This window comes from Pedobacter superstes (assembly GCF_037622515.1).
Taxonomy (GTDB): domain Bacteria; phylum Bacteroidota; class Bacteroidia; order Sphingobacteriales; family Sphingobacteriaceae; genus Paradesertivirga; species Paradesertivirga superstes.
Genome location: NZ_JBBJCN010000004.1, coordinates 37,696 through 50,645 on the forward strand (window position 1 = coordinate 37,696; position 12,950 = coordinate 50,645).

Annotated in this window: 6 protein-coding genes; all 6 read right to left on the reverse strand. The window is 39.8% G+C overall.

The features are described from left to right. Window positions 1–22: 22 nt before the first annotated feature. A complete protein-coding gene (locus WG906_RS12340) occupies window positions 23–3,145 on the reverse strand; it encodes a SusC/RagA family TonB-linked outer membrane protein (RefSeq protein WP_339992964.1) in 3,123 nt (1,040 codons plus the stop codon). Window positions 3,146–4,028: 883 nt separating this feature from the next. Further along, window positions 4,029–8,375 carry a hybrid sensor histidine kinase/response regulator transcription factor gene (locus tag WG906_RS12345; protein WP_339992965.1) on the reverse strand — a complete coding sequence of 1,449 codons (4,347 nt, stop codon included), beginning with the start codon at window positions 8,373–8,375 and terminating at the stop codon, window positions 4,029–4,031. Window positions 8,376–8,853: 478 nt separating this feature from the next. Beyond that, window positions 8,854–9,036 (reverse strand): hypothetical protein, encoded by a 183-nt coding sequence (locus WG906_RS12350; RefSeq protein WP_339992966.1) that lies wholly within the window; start codon window positions 9,034–9,036, stop codon window positions 8,854–8,856. Window positions 9,037–9,261: 225 nt separating this feature from the next. Then, complete coding sequence (locus WG906_RS12355) at window positions 9,262–11,901, reverse strand: multicopper oxidase domain-containing protein (protein ID WP_339992968.1); 2,640 nt, start codon at window positions 11,899–11,901, stop codon at window positions 9,262–9,264. An 8-nt stretch (window positions 11,902–11,909) separates the two neighbouring features. Then, complete coding sequence (locus WG906_RS12360) at window positions 11,910–12,368, reverse strand: heme-binding domain-containing protein (RefSeq protein WP_339992969.1); 459 nt, start codon at window positions 12,366–12,368, stop codon at window positions 11,910–11,912. 1 nt (window position 12,369) lies between these two features. Further along, window positions 12,370–12,930, reverse strand: a complete 561-nt coding sequence (locus tag WG906_RS12365; protein WP_339992970.1) for a DUF3347 domain-containing protein — start codon at window positions 12,928–12,930, stop codon at window positions 12,370–12,372. Window positions 12,931–12,950: the final 20 nt, after the last annotated feature.

Here is a 12,950-nt window from a genome sequence, read left to right on the forward strand (position 1 = left end):
TTCATTTTTAAATAATTTATTTTTAAAAGCCTACACTTAAGCCCATAGATATAGTGCGAAGCGTAGGATAATCATACATATTCCCACTGTAAGGATCTTTATAAGGCAGCGGATTAACCAGGGTCCATAAATTATTTCCGGTTGCAAGAATGCGGAAATTTGAAATCCCCAACTTACTTGTAATGTTCTTAGGCACGGTATAACTTAAAGTCATGTTATTGATTCTTATCATGGTACCGCTCACTGCCCAGAAGTCAGAATCGTCTTTCGAGCCGGGATCATCAAGACGTGGAAATTTTCCGTCCGGATTTTCTGGTGTCCATCTGTCAACAGCAAAGAACTTCGAAGCATTCCGGGTTAATGTTGGTTCATCCTGAGCTCTGGAATCGTAGAATACCTTACCACCGATATCGGCAGCCACATTTGCTCGTAAATCAAACGATTTATAGCCAAATCCCAGATTAATACCGAAAGACGCCGGGTTTGGATGTTTAAACATTTGCACCTTGTCTTCTTCTGATATCTTTCCATCCTGATTAATATCTTTGAAATTAAGCCATCCCACTTCCGGAACTTTCCCGATAATAGTATAGTTAGGATTATCTTTTAACAAAGCGTCTACCTCCTCCTGGCTCCTCATTATCCCGGTGCTGATATATCCGAAATTTCCCCACTGGTTCTCTTTAACCCCAAAACTGGTTATCCAATCAGGGTAGGTATTTAAAAATAGCTCATACTTGTTATAGAATGTCTGTGTAACCATGGAATTTCCGAGCCCAAAGTTTATGCTCGAATTGAACCTTAGCTTTTTGGCGATTGTTGTTCTGTAACCCATACTGAATTCTGTGCCCCAGGTACGGCGTTCAAAATTATTAACCACGGGTGCGATAAATCCAACATACATCGGAAAGTTATCGTTACCATTCTTATCAAATCCGTCAAGGGACCATCTGTGAAAAATATCAAACTGAAAAGTCAGTTTATCATTAAGTAAACTTAGGTCTGCACCACCGTTCAGGGTCTTCGCGCTTTCCCATGTTATATTAGGATTGGGGATAATAGATGGGTTGAAAGTCGGTTGAGAGCTATTATTATAGAGATACCCGCTATTAACAAGGTCAATTCCGTATCTCTCCTGCCAGAGCTTGGCAGTAACTCTATCGTCTCCTGTAATACCATAGTTTACTCGTAGTTTTAAACTATTGATAAACTTTACATTGTCTTTGAAAAAGTTCTCGTTACCAATATTCCATCCCACACCCACATTTCCAAACTTGCCCCAAACATTCTTAAGTCCGAAGTTTGAAGATGCATCCATACGACCGGTAAGTTCGAGCATATACTTTCCGTCATAATTATAACTTAACCTGCTCAGGTAAGATTCTTTAATCCCGTCAGATTTCTCCCGACTTCTGAAAGTAATTGCTGTTTGATCGAAGCCCCAGTACTCTTCAATACCCGATACAATTTGATTACCCCAGTACATGTCGATCCCCTCGTTATAAGAACGGGAAGTTTCACCGGTAACCATAGCAGTTATATTATGCTTCTTAATTGCTTTATTATAATTAAGTGTAAAGGTGCCTTGCCAGCTTGAGCCTTTGCTGAGCGACGGATTTAATCTCGCGTCTTTAGGAGCAACCCCATCTTGAACAGATATTACAGAGTCTCTGTAAAAAAGACCAAGGTTACCTGTTTTGGCAAAAGTATATTGCTTATATGGTGCAGTGTATGTTTCTGAATTTCCGTTTGCACCTGATTGACTTACCCTTAAAGAGGCTACTAAGCCTGGAATAAATTTTGGCGTAAAGTTAACGGCAGTGTTGATCGAATAGTTTGTACCAACATCGCGGCTGAAAAAGCCTGAATTAATTATAGCGAGAGGATTTTTAATACCATTATGATTTACCGGCTTTCCATCGACCTGGATAGGTATCCACAATGGCGTCATCATTAAATTGGTATAATAGGTGTTGTCGGTTTTATTGAGGCCGTTTTTGCTGAATTTATTCGAAGAGTTAACATTGAATCCAACATCAACCTTAATAGATTCGCCAATGCGGGCCACTAAACCGGTACGAAAACCATAACTGTCTTTCTTCATATCAGCGTAGTTGGCATTCTCGTTCTGATAATTCCCTCCCACCGAGAACGTTAGATTCTCCGTTCCGCCACTCATGTTAATATTATGCTTTTGTGTAATTGCAGCCTGCCACAATTCCTCGCGCCAGCTCTTGATATTTGAATTTTTTAGATAGTCAAGGTCTTCCTGCGAAAAATAATTAGCGAAGGCTGCGTCTCCTTTAAGATCCAATTGCTGATTTAATAGCGAAGCATGCTCATACGCACTTAGCATCGGAGGAGTGTATGAGGCATCTGAAATACCCACATAGCTGTTTGCCGAAAATCTGGGCTTACCCGGTTTCCCTCTTTTAGTGGTAATTAGCACCACACCCTTTGCACCTGCAGAACCATAAATAGCCGCAGAAGCGTCTTTTAAGATCGTTATGGTTTCAACCATGGATGCATCAAGGGCATCAAACTGATCTCCCCCAACAGTTATCCCATCAATAATATAAAGAGGCTCCGTAGAAACTCCATATCCCGCCGATGTAGTAGATACTCTTGAATTTCTGATATTTAAATTTATATCAGCGCCCGGACGCCCCGATTGCACGCTTACACCAACTCCTGCTATCCTGTCGCGAAGTGCGGCCGCTATCGTTGGAGCTGGTATATCTTCGAGCTCCTTGCCTGTAATTGTTGCCACAGACCCTAGAATTTCAGATCGTGTTTTCACCCCATATCCTACCACCACAACTTCTTCCATAAGCTTGCTGTCTGTCTCAAGAGAAATGTTAACTGCTGTTTTGCCGGAAACATTTACTTCCTGCACCCTATATCCCAGGTATGAGAATACCAGGATTTCTGTTTTTGGATCGGCCATGATGGAGTAATTACCCTTATCATCTGTGGTGGCGGATCTTTGCTGCCCTTTTACTTTTATGCTCACACCAGGGAGAGGGAAGCCATCTTTGAGATCTACAACCGCTCCCGTCACTTTCCGCTCCTGAGCATTTAAAGCGATGCAGAAGATCATAGCCAAAATAGTAAAGACTACTTTTTTAATTTTAATTGATTGCATAATTGATTAGGTTGAGGCGTTAACCCCTTTAAATACTATAAATATTTAATTTGCTAAAGCAGCATAGTATTCATTGAACCGGTATTTTCCGGCCAGACAAACTCATCAAAGAGAGCTTTTTCATCTCAATGATAAGAATGGAATAAAGCTGAGTTCATAACTACTTAGAATTATAGCTACAGATTACTTTCTTGGTCTAAGTAAATTTCTTTCATAATGGTTGTTTAATTGGTTTTCTAATTGCCATAGCCTCATTGCCAGGATTGGATAGATATGATAATTCCTATTACCATATGGGAAAGAAAAATCGAGTACAATCAACTGCAGATTGACTATAAACCACTGTCATTTCCTTAAACAAACATATAAGAGATGCGTCGAAAGGAGGTTCAAATTCCTTCAAATTTGGTCTAATAATCATCAACCTGCGCTTAAAACAGCTTTTTTTCACGTTTAAATTGGATCGAGATTACTTCAGGAGCTTTTAAGATATTGGAATGCAAAATTGGAGGCTATGAGATGCAGAAGTTCTGCTGAATATTTTCCCCTCATCCATTTTATGAAACTCTTCACAATTCGATCCCGTTGATCTTTGAACCAATTCCGTTGATTTTTGAACTAAATTTTCGGCTTGTATTGATAGGTTTGTAGATGAAATAAAGGAGAAGTTTTGAGACCCTGCCGCTTTGTGCAAAATGAGCCAACGCGACAAACTTAAAAGACAAAAAAACAGGACTGCAATTGTATTCTAAAATTAAAAACGTTGGAGTTTGATTTAAATCAGTCCGGAAGAATCCCACCTATAATAATTGGTTAAAAGAAAGTCCACATATCTCCCGGATATGTGCTTTCTTTATTAATTTTAGAAACAAGATAAACCAGGTTACACCCTTTGCCGAAAACAATCTTCCCGGCTCTTTACGTACTCTTTTGGCGAAATTTTATACATTTCTTTGAAGCATGTACTAAAATATTTGGGGTTATTAAAGCCAACGCTATAAGCAACAGTGGAGATATTAGTTTCACCGGCATCAAGATATTGCTTCGCTCTTTTTAATCGCATCTCGCGAACGAATTCTACCGTGGTAATATTGGTAAGACTTTTAAACTTATTATAGAAAGTAGTACGGCCTAGTCCAATGGCTTCTGCAACCTTATCAATATTAAATTCCGGGTCAATCATTCCTTTCTCTACGATATCTATTACTTTTTTCAGGAAGTCTTCATCTTTGCTGGTGAACACAATTTCACCGGGACTTAAATCTACTGCTGCTTTTTTGCCTAAAAGTGAGTTAAAAACTTCTTTTCTTCGCTTCATCAGATTTTCTAAAGCAGCCATCAGGAAGTCGGAGCTAAAAGGCTTTGTGATGTAATAATCTGCACCATATTTCAGGCCCTCAATCTGGCTTTCTATGGATGCCTTGGCAGATAATAAGATTACAGGTATGTGGCTTGTACGTTCATCATTTTTTAGTTTCTCCAATAATTGGATGCCATTCAATACCGGCATCATTACATCGCTGAGGATCAAATCGGGCATCAATATTAAAGCTTTTTCTAATCCATCCTGACCGTTGTACGCTACCTCCACGTTATAGAATTCACCCAGCTGGGTTTTAAGAATATTGCGAAGCTCGTTGTTGTCTTCCACTAATAAAACTAAGGGTCTATCTGGCTTATTCTCTTTAACTAACTGTTCCTTAACAGGCACCGTTATATGTTCGCTAATTTGCGAATGAAGAGAATCAAGATTTGGAGAATCAATAAATTTAACCTGGGATTTATCGAAATGGTCCTTCCCCAGCCTTAGTTCCAGGGATACTGTAAGTCCGGATAACTGGTTGTTTCTAGCCGAAATCTTACCATGATGAAGGTCCACGAGTTCTTGCGAAAGGGCCAGCCCTATTCCTATTCCTTTATCTGTTGCGTTTTGAACCCTTTCAACATCTTCGGAATAGAACAGAGCAAAAATCTGATTAAGTTTCTCTTCAGGAACACCTGCTCCTTCATCTGTCACTTCTATAAAAAACTTATTTAAATTACTCTGGCAATCGATTTTAATACAAATCTTTTTGCCTTCAGGAGAGTATTTAAAGGCATTTGAGAGAAGATTATAAATAACGATATCAATTTTTTCTACGTCTATCCAGGCATATAATTCGTCAACATTAGATGAAATCTGAAGTTCAATATTTTTCTCACGGAGGATTTCGATAAAATATTCTCCAATGCTGCGAACCAAAGAAACTACTTCCGTATTGGAGACATTTACGCATTGCTTCCCACTTTGTATTTTTCTTAAATCTAACCATTGGTCCATAAATCTGACCATGCGCCTTGCATTTCTTCTAACAACCTGTATATAAGCTTTTCCCTGGTCCGAAAGAACTTCTCGCCGTTCAATTTCTTCGATAGGATTCAGAATTAGGGTTAACGGGGTTCTGAGTTCATGAGATACATTCGTAAAGAAGCTCACCTTAAGATTGGCCATTCTTTTTTCTATAGTGATATCCTGTCTCAGGCGTAAAATTGTACGGGCAATTCGAAAAGCTATCCGCCCGAGAATGCAAGCAACAATCAGATATAAAACATAGGCCCACCATGATCTCCAGGGCGGAGGTAAAATAGTGATACGAAGTTCTTTTAATGGTATATTAGAGTAAAACTCATCATTTACGCTCTTCACCTGAAATAAGTATTCGCCCGGGGCAAGGTTGGTGTAGGTAACTCTTTGCCGCGCCTTATCATTAATCCAGGTATCACTAAGCCCCGACAAACGATATAGAAAATCTTGTTTAGCACCGCCTCTGTAATCCAGTATTGCATAATCGATGCCCACAATATTCTGATTGTATTCCAGCTTCAATTGGCGCACATAGTTTACATTAAGGTCCAGTAATGAATCTCCGGATCCAATGTTAATATCCTCATTATTGATTTGAATACTCGTAAAAACGATATTAGGACTTGTTTTTTTAGTATCGATTCTGGCGGGATTAAAAGTCAAAAAGCCCTTTGCTGTGCCGAAATATATTGTTCCGTCGTTTGTAACCGCGCAGGAGGCTTCAGAAAAACCAACGTTCGGTAGACCATAATTTTGGCGATAATTGGTAAAGGAATTTTTCTTTATATTAAATCTTGAGAGTCCATTTTGAGTCGCTATCCAGAGATTTCCGATTTTATCCTGGATAGAACAAATAGGAAAGTCACTCGGAAGTCCGTCCTTTCTGGTGTAGGTTTTAAATGAAAGGGCTTTTAAAGGATTGTTACCAATAGCGAGCGCCAGCCCGCCTCCGGAAGTAGATAGCCACATTCTATTTTTATAATCCCGGCTAACAAACTGAATATCATTATCTCCCAGGCTCTTTTCATCTCCAGGTTGCTTTTTATAGATTTTAAACTCAGGATTTAAAACATTTTTGCCGGTTGCATTCATAAGCAGCAACCCATCAGTTGATGTCATCCACAACATTCCATTTTTGTCTGAAGTAATGTATCTTATCTGATTAAATCCTTCCTTTGGATACCTTCTAAATGCATTTTTTGTATTATAGAAAAAAGTTTTGCCATTGATGTTTGATAGCAAATTCGGCCCCCCTCCCATCGTTCCTATCCATAGCCGGCCTGCGTTATCTTCGAATATTGAATATATATCGTTGCTGCTAAGATTGCTGTTTGCCTTGTCATAGTGTGTGAGCTTGTATTTCGTTTCCTCCTTATTTATGGGCTCCGCTTTAAATAATCCATTAAATTTTGTCCCTATCCAAATTACTCCGCCCCTGTCCTGTGCAACACAATAAACAGGACCCAGTCCACCTGAAGGTTTGTTTATAAAAAGATTAGTGAGCCTTTTATTTATATCAAAAACAGTCAGGGTTCCACTTTTCGAACCCATCCATACTCGGTTTTTACGGTCGGAGAAAATGCTCCGAACCTGATTGTCGACTTTAAGCGTCGAATTTTCGACTAATGGTTGATGTAAGAAGTTATTGTTATGCAGTAGAATTTTATCGATTCCGTTTTCTGTACATAGCCAGATGATCCCCGATTTGTCGTAATATAAATTATAAACCAGATCCGGGAATTTATGTTGCTCAAATCCTTCTTCGTAAAATTGGTCTATCCTGTTGTATTTAGCATTGTAATACCCGAAACCGCCACCCTTCATGTTTAGCCATATCGTTCCGTTCTCATCTTCAAAGACACTATAAAAACTACTTGGATTTCGATTTGCGCTATGGCTTTCTCCAAACCACTTGGACGCTCCTGTTTTAATATTAAATCGTATTATTCCTTTGGTATCTGGTTCGAGCCATAAATTTCCTGTACGGTCCTGATAAATAGAAATTATAGGTATGTTGTCGCACAATTTTACCTCTTTAGCTTTTAGATCAGTCAAATTAATTGTTACCACATCGCCTTGAGACGTGGTACAAAAAATCGAAGAATTATGCAAAGATTTACGAATAGCTATCAGACTTTTATTAGCTATTTTCTTGATGATGGTGCGTCTCGTTTTCTTAGAGAAAATGACGACATATCCTTCGGTGGTACTAAAATATATATTGCCGGAATCCTCATCCACATCTCTGATATTTAATTTCCCGGGAACTGTTAGCTGATGGTTTGACTTTTTGTACTGTCCCGTCTTATTTTTAACAAAACAAACCGCTCCTGCGGTAGTTCCTACCCAAACGTTCGAGAGTTTATCCTGGTGCAAAAAATTAATGGTATCAGAAGGAAGATTACGGTTCCTGTCAGCCTTTCTGAACCATTTATAGTTTTTCGGACTAATATTATTAACAAGGAAGATGCCGCGGGTTCTGGTTACGACCCATAAATAGTTGCCTTTTGAAAAACTAACATTTTTAACGTCAATATGCTGCTCCTTAAGCTCACTAATTATTGCAGATAATGGTGAGAACTGTTCAGTCTTTTTATCAAATTTGTAAATCTCGCCTAAACCTTTCAGCCATAGGATGCCCTTTTCATCTTCCGTGATAACATCAACCCTGTCATGCGCCAGCCCATATCGATCGCCAGGAAATGATTTATAGGAAATAAAACTGCTGCCGTCAAAACGATTTAAGCCATCCCAGGATGCTGCCCAAATAAACCCTTCCTTATCTTTATGAATGAAAGTTTCCCGGTTATGAGAAAGTCCGTGTTCTGTATTATAGTGCGACACATTGCATTTCAGCTGTGCCTGGGCCTTCAGATTTAAGACCATAAATGCGAGGTATAAGTAAAGCCTTACATTGTTATACATAATAACCTACAGATGGACTAAATTTTTGAAAATTAGAGAGAATGAACGTTCAGTTCAAACAGCCTGGTTAGCATTTATATAACAAATATATCATGCTTGGAGGTGTTTACATTGTAGGATATTTACATCAACCTGTAATATTTTATCGTTCAATTAAAAAACCTAAAATTTATCTATGAAATGTCTTCCCATTAAACAGAGAACCATTTTTACAAAATGCAAGAATGGTTCCCGAAGCTTCTGATCGAAGCTGGCGTTTAATTCTTAAAAGTGAGACTAATTCGATCCGCCGCCCAACGCACGCTAGATGTTAACCACAGCTTTCATCTGCTGCATTTTTGTTTCAACCAGATCAAATCGCGATTCCAGTGCATCCCGTTGGGTCATCAATACTTCCATATAATCCGCCCGCTCCGAGCGGAACAGACTGTTTGAAATATCAATGGATTGCGTCAGCCTCAACCTCCTTCGATTTCAGGTTATAGCTCTTTTCAAGGTTAGTAATTTTAGCTAATTCATTGGCAACCTCAATATTAGCGTTTAGAATTGTTCGCTCGTAATTGTAAACTGCCTGTATCTGCTGAGCATTGGCACCCAGAATATCATACTGCAGACTCTGCATGTTAAGCACTTATGCCTGAAATCTGCGTACGGCCAGTTCGTTTACCCGGGTAGCTTCTTTCTTGAGTTTTACAATTTCCAGGGCGCTATGACAGATGATAATGTCAAATGGAAGAGCCATTTATTTAATTAAAATAACATACAATCCGACTATTTTTTGAAACCGAGGGAGTGTACCATGAACTGTGTCATGATTCTTTTCAACCCATTAAATAGTATTAATCACTTAATAGGTGATAGTTAGTCCTGCCCCATAACCCATATCACTATCATAATGAGTTGACAATGAGAAGTATTTAGTAAGCGTATAACGCAATCCTCCCATATATTCTTTATCTGTATTTCCCATGATAGTTGCCCTTAATCTACCCGTTACCGGGATATCTTCCCTCATCAGTTGGAAACGATATTTTCCTTTACTGTCAATTCTTGCTTCCGCATTAACCAACATTGGTAAAGTGTATTGAATACCTGCAACCAAAGCCTTCCTGTTGCTCTGATTACTCATCTGCCCGAACATATTCTTTTCCATATTATCCATAACATGAGGATTATAATGGTAATCAAACCCAATGAAGGGAAATAACCATTGCATTTTGCCAAAGTACCGTCCAAAATAGGTTTCACTCTCATTGCCATGTTCCGGCTTTAAGCCGATGCGCCATTCTGTAGACAAACGATAACGAGTATTTGCCAGCATGGCTTCACCATCGCTTCCATTAGTTTCCAAACCGGCTACGGCCATAAAATGAAACATGCGGTCGTCAGCAAATAATTTACGCTGAGCCAGTTTAGGGTTTGGGATATCCGGATTTGGCGGAGAATTTTGATAGCTGAAAATTTTTCCCATCCCACTCATCATATGATACAAAATATGGCAATGGAAGAACCAGTCGCCGCTTTCAGTTGCGGCAAACTCAATGGTGTCCCTTTCCATGGGCATGATATCAAGAACGTTCTTCAAAGGCGCGTATTCACCTTGTGCGTTTATAACTCGAAAATCATGTCCGTGCAAGTGCATCGGATGCCTCATCATGGAATTGTTGAACATGATAATGCGGACATTCTCGCCCTTCTTAATCAGAATTTTATCAGATTCAGAAACGGTTTTGTTATCAATCGTCCAAACATACCGATTCATATTACCCGTTAGCTCAAAATTAAGTTCCCGCCAAGGCCCCGGCCGTAAAGTGCTTTTTTTCGACGACTTCAACATGCCGTAATTCAGAGTTACCAGGTCACCGCTGCTGGCCCCGTGCATACTATGCATATCATGGCCGGTTGACTCCTGTGTTTCAACTGCGTTCATATCGGTTTGAACTGAATCCACTTCAGATTTGTCCATATCCACAATTTCATCTGGCTTTCCCTTCGACCTTCCGTATTCTTCACCGGTTGATTCAGGATACATCACGCTGTTCATGTCCATTTGCTGATTACTCATCTCCATGCCCATAGGCGCCATATCGCCGTTCATTTTCATCATGCCATTCATCATCTTCATGCCTTCGAAATACTTTAACTTACCTAAAGGTTTAGCAGGCATCTGCATGCCGTCTCCTAACCATATAGAAGTTGATTTAGTGCGATCTTCGGCAGTTGCCAAAAATTCATAACTCATATCCTCGGGAATAGTGACAATCACATCATATGTTTCAGAAACAGCGATAATCAGGCGGTCGACCTCAACCGGTTCTACGTCATTACCATCGTTTCCAACAACTGTTATTTTCCCGCCAGACCATGTGAGCCAAAAATAAGTAGAGGCTCCGCCATTGATAATACGAAGCTTGACCTTATCGCCAGCTTTAAACCGGGAATATTTAATAGCAGGTTTGCCGTTAGATAAGAGCTTTTCGTAGAACACATCGCTTACGTCCATGGCCGTCATCCGCTTCCATTCATTAATAACCTTTGTTTTAAAGTAGCCGTTTTGAATGGCCTCTGCATAACTCTGTGTGGCGCCTTTTCTGATTGCGAACCAATCCGTAGCATTATGAAGAGAGCGGTCAACTTCTTTAGGCTTAAAATCTGTCCAGTCGCTTAAAACGACCGGAATCGCCGGTATATCTGGTTCGTTTTTCTTGTTGAAAATCAATGCACCGTACATCCCACTTTGCTCCTGGAGTTCGGTATGGCTATGATACCAATAGGTTCCGTTCTGGATTACAGGAAATTTGTAAATATAGGTCGAGCGCGGTTTGATAGGCATTTGTGTAAGATTCGGAACCCCATCAAAGCGGTTAGGCAAAAACACCCCATGCCAGTGAACAGAAGTTTCTTCATCCATTTTATTGTGAACGTAGATTTCTGCTGTATCACCTTCCGTGAAGGTTAGCGTGGGTGCAGGAATACTGCCATTTATAGCGATAGCCCGTTTATTTTTGCCACTAAAATTAACTGTGGTATCGTTTACATATAAATCATACCGAACAGTTCTGGGTCTGGAGGTTGGACCCGGACTTTCAACCCGATGACCTGCTTTCTCAACCTTCTCATTCTTCACCTCCTCGTTCTTGGCTGGAGTTGTTGGCTTTTTAGATGCCGGAGTTGGAGATGCCTTCGGGGATGTCGGTTTTGCAGGTGGTTTTTTAGCAACGGGTGCCGGCTTCGAAACTTTTGGCGGGCTTGGCCTTTTCGTGGGAGCTGGTCTGGCTGGTGTCGAGCTTTTACCTTTCTTTTTTACCAGGGCCATGCCGCATTTAGGACATTTACCAGGCTTATTACTTATGACTTCAGGGTGCATCGGACAAACGTATATTTCTGATTGCACCATAAGAGACAACGTTTCATGGTCATCATGCGATTGCCCGAAAGCAACATTCATATAACCAAGGAAAAATATATAGAGAATAATCCGTTTCATTTTAGTTTTTATCGAGGACGAGTGTTTTCAATCTCAGCAAGCCATTCTTTAATAATTCTTTTTTCATCTTTTGATAATTTTGCGCTTTGATGGATCAGGGTATAGGAAGCAAGGGGCATAGAACCATCCTCCACACTTTCTTCAATAGCCCTTATTTTACTTTTTTGCCTGCGGGACGAATAGGTACCAAATTCATTAAAGTTTAGTTCCGATTTTCCTTCTTTAATATGTTCATTCATCCACCACGCAAAAGGCTGAATTGAAGCGTACCAGGGATACCGGGTGGAATCACTGTGGCAATCATAACAGGAATTTCTAAGTATAGCATTTACATTTACGGGAACCTGATATACACGGCTGATATCGTTCCCTGTAATGCGCTCATTGTTATTTTTTTCCGGTTGAAAGAATTGCATAATGATAAATACCGCTGATGCTGTCAGCAGTATTTTCTTACGTGTAGTCATATTAATTAAGCTCTTCCTTCACGGTACCGCATTCCGGCATCTCTTTCCCCAGATATGGATTTTTTATTTCTTTGGTTTCACTGATCCAGTTTGCACCTTTATTATTGTTATACATTGGGCAATAGTCAAGGTAAAGTTTTCGGGCCCCACCTACAGATTTAACCAAGTCGTAAACATCCTGACTCAAACTCTCAAAATGCTCGCGCTGATGTTTGAGGTTACCGGCATTTGCTGCAATGTGTTCTGCATGTTCTTTAGCATCTTCATGAATTTCGGCATATTCTTTAGCCTGAGATTCATTCAGAGAAGCATTATCAAACTGGTCGAACGCCTTTGCAACTTCATTTCCTGCCGATGCAGCGTCCGCAGCATTATCTTCGGTTAAGGCATTTTTTAGTTTGAGATAAGAATCCAAAATTCCCTGAACAGAACCTCCCTGGGTTGAAATTTGGGTATTTTCTGAACTTGAAACAGTGTCTTTTGTCTGTTTGTTATTTTCTCCCGAATTGCAGGAAGCGAAAGCAAGGGAAGCGACGATTAAATTCAAAAATAAAGCCTTCATGTTATAATTTTAGAGTTTAA